Origin of the sequence: Pseudophaeobacter sp. EL27, assembly GCF_900313025.1 — a bacterium.
In the GTDB taxonomy this organism is placed as follows: domain Bacteria; phylum Pseudomonadota; class Alphaproteobacteria; order Rhodobacterales; family Rhodobacteraceae; genus Pseudophaeobacter.
Genome location: NZ_OMPQ01000006.1, coordinates 1 through 17,363 on the forward strand (window position 1 = coordinate 1; position 17,363 = coordinate 17,363).

17 protein-coding genes, 3 pseudogenes and 1 riboswitch are annotated in these 17,363 nt (G+C 54.2%); of the genes and pseudogenes, 13 read left to right on the forward strand and 7 right to left on the reverse strand.

Going from position 1 to position 17,363, the window contains the following annotated elements; all coding sequences use genetic code 11:
• A pseudogene (locus ED661_RS04190) lies at positions 1–197 on the reverse strand (ubiquinone biosynthesis protein UbiE); the annotation flags it as partial.
• A gap of 97 nt (positions 198–294) precedes the next feature.
• On the opposite strand from ED661_RS04190, the gene ED661_RS04195 reads away from it, so the two are divergent.
• From ED661_RS04195 to ED661_RS22050, 9 genes are all read left to right on the forward strand, one after another.
• Positions 295–1,203 carry a LysR family transcriptional regulator gene (locus tag ED661_RS04195; RefSeq protein ID WP_162930026.1) on the forward strand — a complete coding sequence of 303 codons (909 nt, stop codon included), beginning with the start codon at positions 295–297 and terminating at the stop codon, positions 1,201–1,203.
• Positions 1,204–1,680: 477 nt separating this feature from the next.
• A riboswitch (cobalamin riboswitch) is annotated at positions 1,681–1,892 on the forward strand.
• Positions 1,893–2,161: 269 nt separating this feature from the next.
• The gene (locus ED661_RS04200) at positions 2,162–3,733 is read left to right on the forward strand and encodes an ABC transporter substrate-binding protein (RefSeq protein ID WP_122072705.1); all 1,572 of its coding nucleotides are present in this window, start codon (positions 2,162–2,164) and stop codon (positions 3,731–3,733) included.
• Positions 3,723–4,508 (forward strand): ATP-binding cassette domain-containing protein, encoded by a 786-nt coding sequence (locus ED661_RS04205; protein WP_254054764.1) that lies wholly within the window; start codon positions 3,723–3,725, stop codon positions 4,506–4,508. The genes ED661_RS04200 and ED661_RS04205 overlap by 11 nt, the downstream gene beginning before the upstream one ends.
• The gene (locus ED661_RS04210) at positions 4,495–5,283 is read left to right on the forward strand and encodes an ABC transporter ATP-binding protein (protein WP_122072706.1); all 789 of its coding nucleotides are present in this window, start codon (positions 4,495–4,497) and stop codon (positions 5,281–5,283) included. Before ED661_RS04205 ends, ED661_RS04210 begins: the two co-directional genes overlap by 14 nt.
• Entirely contained in the window at positions 5,280–6,212 is a 933-nt protein-coding gene (locus ED661_RS04215; protein ID WP_122072707.1) for an ABC transporter permease, read from the forward strand. Before ED661_RS04210 ends, ED661_RS04215 begins: the two co-directional genes overlap by 4 nt.
• A 9-nt stretch (positions 6,213–6,221) precedes the next feature.
• Entirely contained in the window at positions 6,222–7,067 is an 846-nt protein-coding gene (locus ED661_RS04220) for an ABC transporter permease (RefSeq protein WP_122072708.1), read from the forward strand.
• 19 nt (positions 7,068–7,086) lie between these two features.
• Positions 7,087–7,980 (forward strand): DMT family transporter, encoded by an 894-nt coding sequence (locus ED661_RS04225; protein ID WP_122072709.1) that lies wholly within the window; start codon positions 7,087–7,089, stop codon positions 7,978–7,980.
• Between the two features lie 626 nt (positions 7,981–8,606).
• Positions 8,607–9,143 (forward strand): hypothetical protein, encoded by a 537-nt coding sequence (locus ED661_RS04230; RefSeq protein ID WP_122072710.1) that lies wholly within the window; start codon positions 8,607–8,609, stop codon positions 9,141–9,143.
• A gap of 80 nt (positions 9,144–9,223) precedes the next feature.
• Positions 9,224–9,784, forward strand: coding sequence for a hypothetical protein (locus ED661_RS22050; RefSeq protein ID WP_122072711.1), 561 nt, complete (start codon positions 9,224–9,226; stop codon positions 9,782–9,784).
• Between the two features lie 1,330 nt (positions 9,785–11,114).
• Here the strand turns inward: ED661_RS22050 and ED661_RS21840 are convergent.
• From ED661_RS21840 to ED661_RS04260, 5 genes and pseudogenes are all read right to left on the reverse strand, one after another.
• Positions 11,115–11,429 (reverse strand): hypothetical protein, encoded by a 315-nt coding sequence (locus ED661_RS21840; protein WP_162930027.1) that lies wholly within the window; start codon positions 11,427–11,429, stop codon positions 11,115–11,117.
• 126 nt (positions 11,430–11,555) lie between these two features.
• A pseudogene (locus tag ED661_RS22150) lies at positions 11,556–11,779 on the reverse strand (hypothetical protein); the annotation flags it as partial.
• A gap of 234 nt (positions 11,780–12,013) precedes the next feature.
• Positions 12,014–12,361 carry a hypothetical protein gene (locus ED661_RS04245; RefSeq protein WP_162930028.1) on the reverse strand — a complete coding sequence of 116 codons (348 nt, stop codon included), beginning with the start codon at positions 12,359–12,361 and terminating at the stop codon, positions 12,014–12,016.
• Between the two features lie 38 nt (positions 12,362–12,399).
• On the reverse strand, positions 12,400–13,113 hold the full coding sequence (locus ED661_RS21845) for a hypothetical protein (protein WP_162930029.1): 714 nt from the start codon (positions 13,111–13,113) through the stop codon (positions 12,400–12,402).
• Between the two features lie 107 nt (positions 13,114–13,220).
• Positions 13,221–13,748, reverse strand: coding sequence for a hypothetical protein (locus tag ED661_RS04260; protein WP_162930030.1), 528 nt, complete (start codon positions 13,746–13,748; stop codon positions 13,221–13,223).
• Positions 13,749–14,544: 796 nt separating this feature from the next.
• Here ED661_RS04260 and queC point away from each other — a divergent pair.
• From queC to queF, 4 genes are read left to right on the forward strand one after another with little or no spacing between them, the layout of a single operon-like run.
• Positions 14,545–15,246 carry a 7-cyano-7-deazaguanine synthase QueC gene (queC, locus tag ED661_RS04265; protein ID WP_122072717.1) on the forward strand — a complete coding sequence of 234 codons (702 nt, stop codon included), beginning with the start codon at positions 14,545–14,547 and terminating at the stop codon, positions 15,244–15,246.
• Positions 15,246–15,599, forward strand: coding sequence for a 6-carboxytetrahydropterin synthase QueD (gene queD, locus ED661_RS04270; protein ID WP_122072718.1), 354 nt, complete (start codon positions 15,246–15,248; stop codon positions 15,597–15,599). Before queC ends, queD begins: the two co-directional genes overlap by 1 nt.
• Complete coding sequence (gene queE / locus ED661_RS04275; RefSeq protein WP_122072719.1) at positions 15,596–16,303, forward strand: 7-carboxy-7-deazaguanine synthase QueE; 708 nt, start codon at positions 15,596–15,598, stop codon at positions 16,301–16,303. The genes queD and queE overlap by 4 nt, the downstream gene beginning before the upstream one ends.
• Positions 16,304–16,319: 16 nt before the next feature.
• Positions 16,320–16,784 carry a preQ(1) synthase gene (gene queF / locus ED661_RS04280; protein WP_122072720.1) on the forward strand — a complete coding sequence of 155 codons (465 nt, stop codon included), beginning with the start codon at positions 16,320–16,322 and terminating at the stop codon, positions 16,782–16,784.
• A 263-nt stretch (positions 16,785–17,047) separates the two neighbouring features.
• Here the strand turns inward: queF and ED661_RS22070 are convergent.
• A pseudogene (locus ED661_RS22070) lies at positions 17,048–17,363 on the reverse strand (ubiquinone biosynthesis protein UbiE); the annotation flags it as partial.

Here is a 17,363-nt window from a genome sequence, read left to right on the forward strand (position 1 = left end):
TGGGCTACATGCGGTGCGATCAGCAGTGCTGTCGAACCTGTGCCGCAGCCAATTTCCAGCACTTTATCTTCGGATTTCAAATGAGATTTTGTGCGCTCAAGGGTCACCAGATAACCGTCCATGTCCCGGATTGGATCTGTGGCATACTTGCGAGAAATTTTGCTCCAGAACGCGGCGTCTTTGGATAGTGCAGCCATTGAGAGTTTCTTTCTTTTCACACGATTTTGGTGCTTGTAAGTTCAAACGGATTTGAAGGGAATTGCCTTTATATGCAGAAGCTCTATGCATAAATGCATGAACTGGAAAGCTATCAACTTTGACTGGAACCAGGTGCGCTCCTTCCTRGCGACGACCGAAAAGGGGTCGTTYTCTGCAGCTGCGCGTGTKCTTGAGCAAACCCAGCCGACGGTGGGCCGCCAAGTTGCGGCAYTGGAGCGGTCACTTGGAGTAACTCTTTTTGAGCGGGTTGGAAATTCACTGACCTTGACCAGCGCCGGAGCAGACTTGTTGGTACATGTGCAAGAGATGGCTGATGTTGCGAACCGAATTTCACTAACCGCAACAAGCCAGTCAAATACCATTGACGGGCAAGTCAAGATTACCGCATCAGATGTTATGTCCGCCTATCAGCTTCCCCCCATCCTAAGGCAAATTCGTTTGGCGGCTCCACGCTTGGAGATCGATGTCGTCGCAACGAATGATCTTCGCGACATACAACGACGCGAGGCTGACATTGCCATCAGGCATGTGCGCCCAACTCAACCGAACCTGATAGCGAAACTGGTGGCTGAAGCGACGGCGCATTTTTACGCGACCCCTTCATACCTCGACCAGGTAGGGCGCCCCAAAACAGAAGCTGAACTTGCAAAGCTGGATTTTGTTAGTTTTGGGGATGTGGATGCGATAATTGGCTTTCTCAATCCTGCTGGCATTCCGGTCACCGCGCAGAACTTCCGGATAGGGTCAAAATCCGGAATCGTTTCATGGGAGATGGTGCGGCAAGGCTTGGGGGTGAGTGTTATGTCTGACGATGTCGCTGCGATGACCCCCGGCGTCGAAAGGGTGCTTCCCGGTCGAGACCCGTTCAAATTTCCGATCTGGCTCGCCACGCATTCGGAGTTGCATACTGCACGAAGGATCCGGTTGGTGTTTGACCAGCTTGCAGAGCAACTGAGCGCTCCAAGTCGGGTTCCTCATCTGTAGGCTCGGCTTTGACGGACAGTGCAAGGTTTTTTGGCCGGCATGGAGAGAGTCCGGTTTTCGTCCGACTTGCCAGAAAGTTATGTCTGCTTGGGGCCCGTCAGCGGATCTTATGCATTAGATGCGTCAGTGTAGGTGGCCTTCTTGAAAAGGACTGAACATGCTGTCGAATGGTCAGTTGAGTTCGGGAAGTGGGCGACCATGCAACCGCCAACTTCCTCTGTTTCTACTCCAAATTGGAGAATATTGATCTCCAACCCACGTTGAAAACAAACAGAATTTTTCAGATTTGTAATCAGTAGGTCCGCGGTTCGAGTCCGTGTGGGGGTACCATTTTTATCACAGTAAGTTGTTGATGTTTAAGGGTAAGTACCCCTATTGCATCCGTTCCAACTACACGCTTAGCTACACAATGTGGGTTTAGGCTAGTGAAGCGGTGAATTTCCAGCCCAAGAAGCGATTGACAAACCTTTCGGGTGATCTCTATCTGACTGCGATGGTTCCTCAAGGCCCAAGGTCGAGAGGATGAAAAGGGAATACGGTGAGGTTTAGCCAACAGGCGCCAAATCCGTGACTGCCCCCGCAACTGTAAGTGGTGAGCGAAGCCAAGCATCCACTGACCGAAAGGTCGGGAAGGATGGCCAAGCAGAGACCCGCAAGTCAGGAGACCTGCCATCTCGTTTCAATCAACCCGGGACGGGGCGTCCTGGAAGGAGGCTTTATGGCACGTTTCCTGCGTGTAATCACTATCGGCACCTACCGTCCGCGCTTGCAGCTTAGCGCGTGGACCTATGCTTCATCAAACTGACAAGATCCTTCTATGCCAATGTCAGCTTGGAAAGGCATTTTGCATGCCCGCTGGTTTTGGGTGGAACCCCACAAATGAACTCTTGTGATGTTATTACATTATCATTACACCTCATACCCGACTTACTTTGTCGGAAATTAAAGGACCACGGATATGCCAAAATCTACCCGCACCTTTTGGGCCAAAACTGCTGTTGCGGCAGGTGTCAGCGCCGCCGCACTGTTGGGCTTTGCTGCCACACCAGCGAGCGCCGAAACAACACGGGAGATGGTGATTGCCGCTCCATTTGGACCCAAAAGCGATACCCCTGATCCGCGGGCCCGCCAGAATGGCTGGCTGAGCAACCGGGCTGGTGTTTCGGAAACACTGATTGGCATCGGGTATGATATGACCCTGCAGCCACGATTGGCCACGGCTTTTGAAAACCTGTCCGAACTGGATTGGAAGATCACCCTGCGGGACAATGTGCTGTTTCACGATGGCACCCCGGTCACGGCGCAAGCGGTCAAAGCCTCTTTTGAAAAACTGAGCGAGGAAGGCCATCCCGGTAATAATCCCCGGCTGGTCAAACTGCTGAATATCGAGTCGATTGAATTGGTCGACGACAAGACCCTGATTTTCCGCACCAATGCACCAAGCTCTGCCTTCTTGTGGTCGCTGACAGAACCTTCAGCAGCGGTGATGAAGGAAGGCACTGAAGCCCTGCCTCTGGTTGGAACCGGTCCCTTTGTGTTTGAAAAGGCCGAAGCAGAGAAGACCTATGTGGTAACAGGTTTTGCTGATTACTGGGGCGGCGCGCCCAAGCTGGACCGGCTGGTGATTGATGCGATCAGCGACCCGTCGGTGGCAGCGCTGGCACTGCAAGCTGGTGATGTCGATCTGGTGACCAACTACCCTGAACCGGATTTTGCCAAGCTTCTCGAAGAGGGTAAAGGCCAGTTGTTTTCTGAAGCCACGGCACGACTGTTCTTCTTTCAGCCACGGCTGAGTGCCGGCCCCCTGTCCAACCAGACCGTGCTGGATGCTGTATCCTTGGGGCTGGATCGTGACACCATCGTTGCAGCGACCCTGGCGGGTGTTGGCGGCCAATCGGCAAACGGTATCTTTCCGGCCAGCATGAAATCCTGGGTCAATGGCGACATCACCCTGTCCTATGACGCGACCAAGGCGCAGGCGCTGCTGGATGAGGCAGGAATTATCGACAGTGACGGCAATGGCATCCGCGAGTTGGACGGCAAAGACATCGTACTGAAGCTGCGCAGCTATGAAGGCCGCGCGGCCCTGAAGCCAACGCTGGAAATTTCGCAGATCATGCTGCAGCAGATCGGTCTGGGTGCAGAAATTGCCATGGGTGAATTTGGCGCCAACAACGAAGCCCTGAAGGCTGGTGAAATCGACATGCATCTGCAGGCCTGGGGCACGGCGCCCCTGGGCGACCCAGACTACTTCCCCAGCACCCTGGTCGCCAGCGATGGCAGCTACAATGTCTCTGGCTATTCCAACCCAGAGCTGGATACCCTGCTGGAAAAGGGGCGTAGCCTGTTTTCCAGCGAAGAGCGCAAGCCCGTTTATGCCGAAGTGCAGGCGATCATCAATCGCGACCTGCCGGTGATCCCCCTGTTCCACAAGACCCAGGTCTCGGTTGGCAACGGCAAGGTTCAGGGCTACCGAATCCACCCGGCAGAGACCTATCTGGCCAACCCGGAGCTGGCGGTTGTCGAGTAACTCAGCTCCCTTGCTGAAAATTGAAGGCCTGTCTGCCAGTATTGGCGGGCAGGTCATTCTGCACGATATCAGCCTCGATATGGAACAATCGGACTGGCTGGCGATCGTTGGCGGCTCAGGCGCGGGCAAATCCACTTTACTCAGAGCCATCATGGGCCTAACCCGTCCGGCTCGCCCTACCGCTGGACAGATCGAATTCAACGGCCAACAGCGCAGTTTTTCTGGAGCAAACAGGGCTCGCATGACTGGTATCGCCTATGTCCCCCAAAGCCCCGCCCATGGGTTTGATCCCCTGCGCCGCCTGCGCTGGCAATGGGATCAACTGGCGCGACACAGTCAGACCGCCGCAGGGAGCGACCGGCTGGACATTCTCTCCGCCCTCGGCCTACCGGATCTGGGTGCTGCCTACCCCCATCAGTGGAGCCGTGGGATGCAGCAACGTCTGCTTCTGGCCATGGCATTGGCGGATGCGCCAAAGCTGCTGATCCTGGATGAGCCCACCTCGGCGCTGGATCCGCTGATCGCAGCGCAGGTGCTGCAGGAAACTCAGCGACTGGCCATGGAGCGGGGGATCGCGGTGATGATGGTGACCCATGATCTGTCGCTGGCGGCGCGCTTTGAAGGCAAGATTGCGATCATGCAAACTGGGCGGATTGTTGAGGCAGGCCCCACAGCACAGCTGCTGTCCGACCCAAAACACCCTTACTCCCGCGAGTTGGTCTCCCATCGAGGGTGGCAACGCGCAGAACCGGATCATCGCCATGCAGCAGAATGATCCCCTTTTTCACCTGGAGGGCCTCACTGTCGAAATCGACGGAAAACCCTTGCTGCGGGATGTCTCCTTTGATGTCTCAGCCGGAGAGATGCTCTGTGTGATTGGGGAAAGCGGTGCTGGAAAATCCACACTATTGAAGGCCCTGCAAGGATTTTTACCTGCCACATGCCGCAGATTGGCATTTTCTCCTGCCAACATCCGCGTGGCTGGCGCAGTGCCCGCAATCACAGGTCTACCGCAAAGCCGCTGGGTCATGCAGGACCCGCTGGCGGCTTTGAACCCGAAGCTCACGCTTGGTACATCCATCGGCGAAAGTCTTCACGCTCAGAAACTCTCTGCCCAGGCCTGCAAGTCGGCCGTATTGGAGGCCCTGTCCGAGGTGGAACTAGGCCCGGATTTTTATACGCGTCTGCCCGGGCAGGTTTCGCTGGGACAGGCGCAACGGGCCTGCCTCGCGCGGGCCTTGATTGCCCGGCCTAAGCTCATCTTCTTTGATGAACCACTCAGCGCGCTGGATGCCCTGGTGCAAAAAAAGATCGCCCGACAGATGGACGCCCTGCGGCACAAAACCCAGACGGCATTTATCGTCGTCACCCATGATCTGAGCTTTGCCGCTGCCTATGCGGATCGAATTCTGGTGCTGCGTCAGGGACAGGTTGAGGCCTACCAATCGCGCGACGCCTTCTTTGATCAGCCGGACAGTGCCTACGCTACAGAACTGATCGGGGCGGCCCGCAGTCTTGGTACTTTGCCCCCTGCGAGGGCGACCGCATGAAGCACTTCCTTTCGCGTCTGCCGGGGCTTGTCATGGTGCTGCTTGGGATCAGTCTGATCACCTTCACGCTCAGCTATCTTGCGCCAGGTGATCGCGCCACGGCAATCGCCCATGCGCGCTATCCTGAAGAAATCGCTTTCCCGCCAGAGCTCCTCCAGGCCATCCGCGATGAATTCCACCTTGATGCACCTTTTGCCAGTCAATATCTGAACTGGCTCGGCAATGTTCTGCGTGGGGATTTTGGTCTGTCCTATTCCTCGCAAACGCCGGTTTGGGAAATCTTCACTGCAAATCTGGGAGAGACAGTTACCCTGGCGGTTTCCTCTCTGGGTCTGGGACTTCTTGTTGCCTTTTGTCTCGCCAGCCTCGCAGTGCGCAATCCGGGTAGCTGGCTGGACCGCGGCGCGGTTCTGCTGTCCTCAATCGGAGCGGCGATGCCCAGCTACTGGTTGGGGCTACTGCTAATCCTTGGGGTTGCAGTGCATCTGGGCTGGGCACCCTCCTACGGAACCGGCAGTCTGGCGCATCTGGTTCTGCCAGCGCTGACCCTGGCCTTCTGGGTTATGGCCTCACAAACCCGGCTGTTGCGCAGCTTTATGCTGGAAGCCGGTAGCCAGGCCTTTGTCGAGACCCTACGCCTGCGTGGTATCCCGGAACGCGAAATATTTGTTCGCCATGTGCTGCGTCACGCCATGGTCCCGGCGCTGACCATGATCGGGTTGGATCTAGCCAGCCTGTTGGAAGGTGCCATCATCGTCGAGCTGACCTTTGCCCGCTCTGGTCTCGGATCCCTTTTGGCGGGCTCGGTACTGTCACGGGACCTGCCAGTGGTGATGTTTCTGGTGATGTTCTTTGCCACCGCCTATGTCGTAATCAATTCACTGGTCGATGCCGTGCAGGCCGCCAGTGACCCGGCCCGAAACCGGTAGGAGCAGCGCATGACCCTTGCCGACATTCAGTCACAATCCAGCCAGAAGCCAAGCCCGCTTCTCCGTTTTAGCCGTCGGGTTCTGATGGGCACTGGCTTTGGAGCCTTAGCCCTATGCTTCGGGTTTTGGGCAACGCCGTACGGACCGGCCGAGGCTGATTTCCTCAACCGGCTTTCCCCGCCAACCGCAACTCATTGGTTTGGGACCGATCATCTGGGACGTGATATTGGCACCCGGCTGCTTTTTGGCGCTTTCTGGTCCCTTGGGCTGTCCTTTGTCATTTCGCTGGCCGGGTTGCTTGTGGGCACATTGATCGGCCTCGTAGCCGGCGCCACCGGACGTCTCCCCGATATGGTGTTGATGCGGATAACCGACAGCTTTTTTGCGTTTCCTGAACTCATTGCAGCGGTGACTTTTGCCGGATTGTTCGGCCCCAGCACGATAAATCTGGTGATCGCATTATCGCTGGTGAGCTGGATGAAATTCACCCGCTTGTCGCGCAGTCTGGCAAAATCAATCGCAGAACAGGATTTTGTCATTCAGGCGCGGCTGAATGGCCTCCCAGCTGGGCTAATCCTGTTGCGCCACATCCTGCCCAATGTCATTCCATCCCTGCTGGTTCTGTGGACCAGCAGCTGGTCACGCACCATCCTGGCCGTCTCGGGCCTCAGCTTTCTGGGGTTTGGGGTGCAGCCACCCACAGCAGAATGGGGAGCGATGCTGCTGGATGGGAAACCCTATATGCAAACCGCCCCACATCTGATGATCTTCCCCGGCCTCGCAGTGCTGATTTCAGTCTTGGTTATCAACCTGACTGGTGACCGGATCAGAGATCTTTTGGCAAAGACAAAATGACCCCTCTGGAGACAGAATAATGGAAGCCACTGGCATCGTCTTGCGCATCGGCGCGACCTTTTTCTTCACGGTGATGGTGATCTTTGTGAAGCTCCTCGCCGACGAGGTACCACTAGGCCAGGTGGTGTTTTTTCGCAGCGCCGTGGCCTTGATTCCGCTCGTGCTTTTCCTGATGTGGACACGGGACTTTCCCAGCGGTTTGCGCACCAAACGCCCCCTTGCCCATATCCTGCGTTGCCTATTGGGCTGCACTGCGCTCTTTGCCTCCTTTGCCTCGCTGAAGTACCTGCCGCTCGCGCATGCTTCCATCATTGGCTATCTGGCCCCCATTCTGGCCGTCATTCTGGCGCGTTTCCTTCTGGGAGAGCAGGTGAACAGCAAGCGCTGGTTTGCCGTGGTTCTGGGTTTTGCGGGTATGCTGGTCCTGGTGGTACCCAGTTTCCGATCCGCCGAGCTGGACAAAGCCTATCTGATTGGAGTGGCTCTGGCCTTTGCCATGGCAGTTTTCACAGCAGGAGCGAAAATCCAGATCCGCAGTCTGGCCCAGACTGAAAACGCCGGGGCGATTGCCTTTTACTTTGCGCTGACCTGCGCCTGTGCAGGCGCGATTTCGGTGTTTTGGGGCTGGATCAGCCCTGATCCGTTGCAGTTGGCCTATCTATGTGGTGCAGGTGTCGCAGGAGGCATCGCCCATATTATGATGACCCTGGCCCTGCAGCACAGCGAGATTTCAAAACTGGCGCCCTTTGAATATCTCTCATTGATTTTTGCCGTTATCGCAGATTTCTTGTTGTTCGGCTTCCTGCCTGACGGAGCTTTTTACATCTCAACACTGATGATTCTTGCTGCAATGTGGGTCACAACATTCCGCGACCACCAGCCACATAAAAAACAAGCACACAGGGTGTCTTAACAAGTTCCACTTCAATCAAGACTGAGTTGAAAGCTATTAAATGCGATCCGGAAAAATGTGCCCGGAACACAGTTGTTTGCGTATCCTTTGGATGTCCAACTCGGTTAAGGGCGCTCTGTGACCCCCGCAGGCGTTCTGTGCGTGCCTATCAGTTTTGGTGCTGAGATGTACTTTGAGCAGGGCTCGACCACTGAGGTCAGGAAAAGTCAGAAATTTATCGCTTTTCCCTTGACATTAACACGAATCAATTAGGTTGCACCTTAAGTAGGGTCGCCCCTAAGGTTACTTATAGAGTAATCTGTAGAGGTTTTCTGACCTCCATTCATCTTAATGATGATACTTGATGATTGATGAAGCCTTCAGGAACCCTGGTAGGTCAGCAGATGAGTTTACCTTATGGGAGAGATCAAAGTCACTTGTTGGTCTTTCTGCAAGCTTGCTAAGATCATTGATCATCCTCAAATCCTCACTGAAATCTATTGTTCTGGTCAGTAACGCTCTCCGAGGTTGGAGGCACTTCTGGAAGGAACAGATGCGCCAAGATTCAATTCTACCTAGATTGACATATGTGGATCTGCCATCTGTAACATGCGAAGTTGACTGTGAAATTGACGGAGAACACTTAAGTGAAGAACTATCTAATCGGTGGATTGGGGTGTCTAGTGGTTGCTTTGGTCATTGGCATCAAGCCAGTGCAGCGCTTCACAAACGAGGCGGTCAACAGCGGCACCTTGCGGGGGGTTGAAACTTGCCTTTCCTATTCAAGCAGTGAGCTTCTGTCCCCTGAGGCAGTGAGGGCGACTTGCGTGGCGGCTTTTCAAAAGCGCTTGTATGGCAGAGAGCACGCACAGGGTCGTGCGGGTCCGCGCTTGGATGAAGGGGCTGTAAGCTGGGGCGGAGTTCTTGAAAATAAGACGCCTGACCATGTGACTACCTGGGTACGAGTTTCAGTTAGCATTTACACTGAAGAAGGCACTGAACAGGAGTTCTTCGCCGAAACATCCATTTGGATTGACCCACTGGGAGAAGCAGATTTTAGGGTCAAATTGCCTGACAGCGAGGAAGAACAGTTCGAAAAGTTGGACTTCTGCGAACATGACGATGCTGCGCCAAAATCGTGCATGAGTTGGGGTGTCATAGATGCAATGGGGCTTACGATATAGCGCTAGACGTCTAAGGTCACCGCAAAGGACACTTCTGAAATCATAGGAGGTCCTCATTCCTCAAGGTACATGGAGTTATTGTGAAATGCTACACGGCCTGGGCCTTCTACGCGCTTGCAGCGATCACTCTTGCGCCTGATTTGATCTACCTTTTGTTCGGTCGCGATACCAATCCCGCTGTGTGGTCAGCCCTGCAGATCTGGATCATCCTTCTGGGTATCCTGGGCCGCTTGATCCTTCAGCCGCGAGCGGGTGCTATCAAACGGCGGCTGATCCTCGGCCTGGTAATCGTCGGCACCGTGGTCGCGGCGGGGCAGGCGATGGCTCAAACGACAGAGCGCGACACGATGCGCGTTCTCGTGCCCTTTGTGGTCAAGTGGGAAGGTGAGCACCGATGCGCAGACGATCCCCGCTTGCATTGCGCCTATCGCGATATTGTGGGGGTGCCGACGCTTTGCTTTGGTGAGACGCTTGGGGTTCGCATCGGAGACCGGGCCACCGACAAGGTATGTCGCCAAAAACTGGAGCACCGGCTGTTGGTGCCGTCTGGTGGCTGGTTGATCTGGTCAATGACCGGACCCAACTGCGCGCGGATCTTGCGGCAGTTAAGTCCGACCTTTCCAGCAAGAATGCAGAGTTAGAGCGGGCCGCAGAGACCGCTCGCATTCACCGCGCTCACCTGGACCGCGCTTCCGATGAGGCCCGCGGCTGGGCGGTGCTTTCCAATGATCTGCAATCTATGGAGGGACGCGATGCGCCTTTATCCCCTTTGCTTGCCGCTACTGTTGACCGGCTGTTTCGGGTCGGACAGTGAGCCGATCACGCCGCCACCCAGAGTGCCGGCCGATCTGCTGCAGCCCTGCGTCGGATACATTGGGCCACGCCCCAAAACTGAGGGGCAGCTTTCTGACGCTATGGTTGCAGAGGCACGAGGGCGGTCTTGTGCCAATGGAAAACTTCAAACCATTTCGGAGATCCTGAACCACATCAGTCCGAATAAAGACTGATTGTTCCACTAGAAGTAGAGATCCGCGGGGTCGTGCAGGAGGCGGTGTTTAGCGAGGATTGCGTCTTGGTGCAGCTCTCGGATACCTTGCGCGCCTATGAGCTGCAGGGCGTCTGTCAGATCGGCAGTAAAGGGATCTAAACCCCGCTGCGGGTCTGGACGGAGTGAGAGGGCGCAGTAGGAGGTAATGGCGGCTTTGCGCAGTAAGCCACCTTTGCAAAGTTGACCCCCAGGACGCGCCGACATGTCGCGAACCGCTCTTAGTCGCCATTCGTTTTTATTAATATTGAACGACGCAGCTTCTCCAAAGCCCACATCGCCTTGGCGAGGCTTGCTATCCACACGCCACCAATGACATTGAGGGAGTTAAGATAGGCGACATTCGACGGTCTGGACATTGAGTGCTTGCTGTTTCGGCAACAGACTTTCCGCCTTGAACGCATTTGGATTGCGTAGCGTTTTTGGCACCACACTTGCGGCTCTTACGCTCGCGATCTTTTTTGCGCTGTTCTTGCTTCGGGAAAGTTCTTGCAACTTCGCTAGACCGCGCGGCGCTCAAATTCCTCTTTGAACATCGAAGCGAGTGGGGGGCTTGCAGGTTTGAGCGCTTGTCAGTCGAGCTTTTTTGATGGCTGCACAAGGACTTCTGGATCAGATTTTCGGATCAAATATTTATCGCGCGGTGAGCCGAAGGCCATAACAAACAGACTTTCAGCCCTCCCATTGAGGATTGATTTAGCGAAAGGGTGCAGCCATGGTCGTGCAAATGGCGATTGGTCTTTCAACCAATATAGCTGAATACCAGTTGCCCTGAGATATCCAACTCAACTTCGTCGCAGATCAAAAGCTTGAGCCTGGAAACACAGCAACGCGGCTGACGGATGCTGGCGGTGGGCACCCGAGGAAGGTAGGTTGGTGCGGATCGCATCAACCTACCTGCACCGCTAGAAACTCAGTGGTTGCAATTATTGTTTGTAAGTGCACATCTCGCTACTGGATTGTGTTTCAAAGACTTTAACCGTTTTCCCGGCATAGTAATCTGCGTTTAGGTCTTTCACATTGCTGTGACTTGACAAGACTTCGTGTCCGTTACAATTCCTGTCGAACGTTGCGCAACCACCAGCAAACCGGCATTCAGACTGGGCTGTGACACCCTTATACCATTGGCCATCTGACCGAATTGAAAGCTCTTTCGCATGGGAGGGGGGGGAGAATGCAGCGAATGCTGCCAAGGTGAGCACACCAATTGATGCCCCAGAGGTGTAGGTTTTGTTTTTCATGTAGTGGTTCTCCATTCGAAATATGAAAAAATTACCGCGCGTACTGAGTAATATCAAATGTCGCAGACTATTCTTCCGTATGCAAACATTGATCAGCTCCACCTGAGTGGTCCAGTTTGAATGGCAGTGCATGATTGATCTTGACACCATCGGAACGATGGTTTCCGGAGCCGAGGTACGATGGCCCAAAACACTGTTTGGACGTTTGGTGTTGTAGTGTTTCCCGCCGACCGACAGGTGAATGGCACATTCACCGAAAGGTTCCATTGTTGGATCAGGATTTGTGTTTCGCGAAGCGAGTAGAAGCTACCGCCGTTGAGCTATTCATCCTTCATTCGCGCGTAGAATGTCGCGTTCTTCGTTCGAAATGAAAACATCCTCCATCCCAAGCTCAGGGAAGTGTCCCGAGAGTCCGTACATATCTATATGCTGCATGAGGAAGGCAAAAAAGACGGCGAGAGAGTGGTTAATCCAGCTCTATACATCCATTTTGAACAAGTATTTCAACTGCCAGACGCACGTGATGAGATACCTGTGGCGTGGTTACTTCAATTCAAACTCTCAGCTATTTGCGCGTTTTGTAGCTACTCGTCACCGTCCATTTTTGGATGTTTCCACAACGTGACGGCATCTGACATCGTGACCCAAGCCAATGAACCCCACATTAGCACAAGGAAGATGATGTGCCCAATGCCGAAGAACCAACGGTCAGATAGGAAAAGGAAAGTGACAAGCCCGAAGGCGATCCCCCCAAAAACGAGCAGGCTGACAATGCTAAACGCATCGCGGATGAGCACTGAATAGTTTCCATCGTCAGAGGCATATAGATCAGAACGATAAAAAGCCTGTTCGTTGAACGCTTTGAATTGCAAAGCTGATCCATCTTTTCGACGTTTACGCATAGGCCTAATTTGCGGGATTGGTGCGTTCATTCCGTTCTCACTCTCTTTCAGCTTCATCCGCTGGCCGTTTAGGGCTTTGGAAAATAGTAGTCATGTACGAAACCAAGCATCGCCGAGACCCCCAAAAGCAGTGTGATCACCAAAACAGGCAGCGCCATACCTTTGAAAAACGCAGCCCCTTTCATGCTTGGCCGATCTAGTTCCTGAGGCGAAGAGGCGCCTTGTTCGGCATTGTCGACAACTGGGTAAACACCGTGTGGTGCAAGCTGCGAAAATGTCATGACGGCTTGCACTGCAACAAGAACGGCGACTATGGAATAAACCCCAAGGCCAGGACTACTTGCCCTCCAAATATATAAATAGCACACCATAAGTATGACGAGCAGGCCGACGGTGAGTGTGTATCCGATATGAAGAGCTGGAATAATCGCAATGCTTTTCCCGCATGATGCACATTGATACTTGCTGACTGCATTATACAGATCCCAATTGTGTTCCGTAGCAATGAGGCGCGCAGCGTCATCGCAGTCACATCGCCGTATGGGTAGAGCTGTATCTATGGGACGCGGTGTCCCGCGGCGACGCCACCACTGTATGCTCACAAAAAACGCCCAAACCAGATCGATCAACCAAAGTAAGATTCCTAAAAAGGTCATGAAAACGCTGAGAACCAAGAGCGATGCCACGACAAATAGGATCAGTTGTATCAAGCCGGTAATCGGCTTTTTCATCAACAGCGTGCCGAGACCTGGGATGATCAGGTTACACAAGATTTTTATCATGCGGGACATCCAACTGGAGTGAACAAGAGCAGCGAGAATTGAAGCTTCGAAAATCGCAATGGGTCATATTGCATTGGCAATTTCAAACAGCTCAAACGAGTATTTGACTAGTTATAGTTTCCGCTAAAACAATACTCCCTGAGGGTCTCTACAGCCTTTGCGCTTCCGCTCATTGCGTAGGTGAAAATGACGGCATCATCATGTCCGTAGAGCAAGGCCAGTGTTTGCGATCGCGCGAAATTCCTTAAGAACGCTTCGTCCACCGCGAAGCTTGCATGCCAGACGTTTATGCCCCCGTCGTCGCGTTGCCATTCAACATCGATAACAGTGGTTTCGTTTTTGCCATTTGCATATGTGTAGGACAAGGTCACGGGAAACTGAGTTTCATTTCCATGCTGCAATGGAGCGTCAGGTAAGGTCTTGAGAACCATGAACACGTCCTGGTTCGCTCCTTCAGCCACCATGCAGCTGAGTTGCAAATCAAACAAGCCGTCTTGTGCATTTAGGGCATAGGCACCGTGAACCCCTTGGGTTCCTACATTGGGCCCACTGGTCCAGTCATCAGCTAGCGCCGAAGTTGGAAACACATTGGCCGTAAGAACGGCAAACCCAATGGTCAATTGCATCATGTTCATTCGAATATCCATTCGCTTCGAAGTCGGCCTAAGAGATAGGACTAAATAACTATGGGGTGATCTTCGCTTTCGAGTCTAGCGCACAATTGCAAGGAGCTTCTCGCTCGGGGTTTTTGCTGTCTTTCTCATCGTCCACTCCTGGGTGGTTACGATGAGCCAAGAACACTCTCTTAGCAAACTGCCATATTTGGTCCCATAGCACTGATGTCAGACACCCTCGAGATTGTATGGTTCGCCGCGTAAAGGATGGGTCGGCCGGGCATGTATGCAAAGATACTTGTAGCGATCAGAAATGCGACCAGAAGTTCCAGAGAGGGCATTAGTTCATTCCAGTTTTCATAAGAGAGAGAAACCATATGGCCATGTTCAGCGAGGTCCAAGTTGATTTGGTCTCGAGTCGGACGTTTGAGCAACTGTAGCAAAAGTGAGCTTTGTCCAAACAACTGCCGTTGGTGCAGGTTGCAGCGGATGACCGCTTCCCGCCCTTCTGTGTAAGCGCCCGGTCGCTCGCTGCACCTTGCACGAATGTCTTGAAAGGGCTGAAAGCGGAATTTACAAAGTCAGTTCGGGCGGGTGGCTTGGCCGCCACGAACGGCCCATTTCGCTCAGAGCGGGCTTTTGCGTTCGCAGCCACCATTGCTCACTATTCACTTATCGATCGCCCTCTCGCTGCTAAACTGTGAAGTTCAACACATCGCGTGGCAAAACCGTCCCCCCTTGCAATCAGAAAAAATTCTGACATAAGCGCCGCCATCCGGTCGCAGCCTACCCGGACATCAAAACAAGGGCCCCAAATATGAAAACACTTGTCATCTGCTCAGGCGGACTCGATTCCGTGTCGCTTGCGCATATCACCGCCAATGAGCACCAGCTCACCCGGCTTGTTTCCTTTGACTATGGTCAACGCCATCGCAAAGAGATCTACTTTGCCGAAGCCGCCGCCAAACGCCTGAGCGTGCCATTCCACCTGATCGACATGCGCGGCATCGGTGCGTCTCTCACCGGCTCAGCCTTAACCGACGACATTGATGTGCCCGACGGACATTACGAAGAGGACACGATGCGTGTCACCGTGGTGCCCAACCGCAATGCTATTATGCTGTCGATTGGCTTTGGCATTGCAGCGGCAAAGGGGGATGAGGCCGTGGCCACTGCCGTGCATGGCGGCGATCACTTTATCTATCCCGATTGTCGCCCCAGTTTTACCCGTGCTTTTGACGCGATGCAGCAGGCGGCGCTGGACGGCTATGCCAATGTCCGTCTACACACGCCATTTGTCGAGCACAGCAAAGCCGAAATCGTGCGGCAAGGTGCAAGGCACGACACCCCCTTTGCCCAGACCTGGTCCTGTTACAAGGGCAACAAGGTGCATTGTGGACGCTGTGGTACCTGCGTTGAGCGGCGCGAAGCCTTTCACCTCGCCGAGGTCAGTGATCCCACGGTCTATGCAGATCCGGACTATTGGACCGTAGCCCTGGCCACGCAGGGGGCAAGCTGATGTTTCGCATTCGCAAGGAATTTCATTTTTCCGCCTCGCACCAATTGTCCCATCTCCCGGACGATCACCAATGCGCGCGGCTGCATGGGCATAATTACATTGTCGTGGTCGAACTGGCAGCCCAGAGGCTGAACGCGGATGGCTTTGTGCGTGATTACCACGACCTCAAATCGCTAAAGTCCTATATCGACGATCATTTTGACCACCGGCACCTGAATGACGTGATGGAGGGGCCTTCGACCGCCGAGAACATGGCCCGCCATTTTTATGACTGGTGTGCGGTACGCTGGCCCGAGACAAGCGCCGTGCTGATCAGTGAGACCCCCAAAACCTGGGCGGAATTCCGGCCATGACCCTGCGCATTGCCGAAATCTTCGGCCCAACGATACAGGGCGAAGGCGCCTTGATTGGCGAACCAACTGTCTTTGTACGCGCGGGCGGCTGCGATTACCGGTGCAATTGGTGTGACAGCCTGCATGCGGTGGACAGCCAATACCGCCACAGCTGGGCGCCGATGAGCGCGGAGGCGGTTTGGGCACAGGTGCGTCAACTCTCTGGTGATAGGCCCCTCACGGTCTCTTTGTCTGGCGGTAACCCAGCCATTCAGGACTTTGGACCGTTGATCGCGATGGGTCGCGCTGCTGGCTATCGCTTTGCCTGCGAGACCCAGGGGTCGATCGCGCGCCCGTGGTTTGGCGATCTGGACACTCTGGTGCTCTCTCCCAAACCGCCGTCGAGCGGTGAAAACGTGGACTGGGAGGGTTTTGAGGCCTGTCGCAAGCTTGGCTCCCGCGCTCGCCAGCAGGTTATGAAAATCGTGATTTTTGACGAGGCTGACTACCAATGGGCACGTGAGGCCCATGCGCGATACAGCGATCTTCCGATCTATCTTCAGCCTGGCAACTCGGAGGTTGACCCTGCGACGCCGGTTGATCTGCACGCTCTGGCTGACCGCTTGGGTTGGCTCACTGATAAGGCGATGGCCGACGGCTGGTTCGCCCCCCGTATTCTGCCGCAGCTTCATGTCCTGATTTGGGGCAATAAGCGTGGCGTCTGACCAGAAGGAGACTTCCATGTCTGAAGACATCTACAGCAATCTCAAGCAGCTGGGAGGTGAGACCCGCATTCCCGCCAGCCCCGAAGAGGCGGAACTGGAGCGCGTGCCCAATCCTCAGGCCGATGTGGCCTATAGTGTGCGTTTTACAGCGCCAGAGTTCACCTCGCTCTGCCCGATGACCGGTCAGCCGGATTTTGCCCATCTGGTCATCGACTATGTGCCAGGGCCCTGGCTGGTCGAATCAAAGTCTCTGAAACTTTTCCTGACCTCCTTTCGCAATCACGGCGCTTTCCATGAGGATTGTACCATCTCCATCGCCCGACGCCTGGCTGAGTTCTTAGATCCGCAATGGCTGCGGATTGGCGGCTACTGGTATCCCCGCGGGGGCATCCCCATCGATGTATTCTGGCAAACAGGACCCTTGCCAGAAGGGGTTTGGATCCCGGACCAAGGTGTTCCTCCCTATCGGGGTAGGGGCTGAAAACTGTCAAAACTGGCCCTGGTTCTTGCTGACATTGGAGCACCTCGCTGCAAACTTCCAATGTCGGCCCTTCTAGCTGAGGCAGCCTGAGCCTTGCATTGGTTTGAACCATGCCTGGCTTTGGGCTGAAAGCAGACCTCACCGCCTTGATGGTTCTCATCTGACCAGGAGGTCCGTCTTTTGACAGGTGTCGAAGGCGGCTATGTACTGAAATAGCGCTTTGCAGAACTCTGCCAAGCACACCAGATTGTCTCCCGATTTGACTAAGACTTACGTGCAACAATATAGCGGCTTGTAAACATCCCGACTTTGTCCGTTGTCTCAATGATCTCGAAACCTGCGTCGTTCATTTTTCGCTCAAGGGTTTCTGCAGTTATAAAATCAACAAACGGGGCCTTTCCAATGGCCTGCATAACAGGGATCGCAACTTTACTAATCATTGTGTATTTGAAGCTTCGATGCTCTGGGGCACAAACGGTTTTTGAGATGAAAAGGCCACCCGATTTTATCAGTGAAGATATGTATTCAAGCGCGCTATCGAGCTCTGGCAGAAGGTGAAGTAAGTTGTKCGCCAGGACC

Excerpts from the sequence above, each read along its gene's own strand:
- ED661_RS04200 (WP_122072705.1), top strand. The coding sequence starts at position 2,162 with ATGCCAAAATCTACCCGCACCTTTTGGGCCAAAACTGCTGTTGCGGCA.
- ED661_RS04210 (WP_122072706.1), top strand. The coding sequence starts at position 4,495 with ATGCAGCAGAATGATCCCCTTTTTCACCTGGAGGGCCTCACTGTCGAA.
- ED661_RS04215 (WP_122072707.1), top strand. The coding sequence starts at position 5,280 with ATGAAGCACTTCCTTTCGCGTCTGCCGGGGCTTGTCATGGTGCTGCTT.
- ED661_RS04220 (WP_122072708.1), top strand. The coding sequence starts at position 6,222 with ATGACCCTTGCCGACATTCAGTCACAATCCAGCCAGAAGCCAAGCCCG.
- ED661_RS04225 (WP_122072709.1), top strand. The coding sequence starts at position 7,087 with ATGGAAGCCACTGGCATCGTCTTGCGCATCGGCGCGACCTTTTTCTTC.
- ED661_RS21840 (WP_162930027.1), bottom strand. The coding sequence starts at position 11,429 with ATGAAAAACAAAACCTACACCTCTGGGGCATCAATTGGTGTGCTCACC.
- ED661_RS04245 (WP_162930028.1), bottom strand. The coding sequence starts at position 12,361 with ATGAACGCACCAATCCCGCAAATTAGGCCTATGCGTAAACGTCGAAAA.
- ED661_RS21845 (WP_162930029.1), bottom strand. The coding sequence starts at position 13,113 with ATGATAAAAATCTTGTGTAACCTGATCATCCCAGGTCTCGGCACGCTG.
- ED661_RS04260 (WP_162930030.1), bottom strand. The coding sequence starts at position 13,748 with ATGAACATGATGCAATTGACCATTGGGTTTGCCGTTCTTACGGCCAAT.
- queC (WP_122072717.1), top strand. The coding sequence starts at position 14,545 with ATGAAAACACTTGTCATCTGCTCAGGCGGACTCGATTCCGTGTCGCTT.
- queD (WP_122072718.1), top strand. The coding sequence starts at position 15,246 with ATGTTTCGCATTCGCAAGGAATTTCATTTTTCCGCCTCGCACCAATTG.
- queE (WP_122072719.1), top strand. The coding sequence starts at position 15,596 with ATGACCCTGCGCATTGCCGAAATCTTCGGCCCAACGATACAGGGCGAA.
- queF (WP_122072720.1), top strand. The coding sequence starts at position 16,320 with ATGTCTGAAGACATCTACAGCAATCTCAAGCAGCTGGGAGGTGAGACC.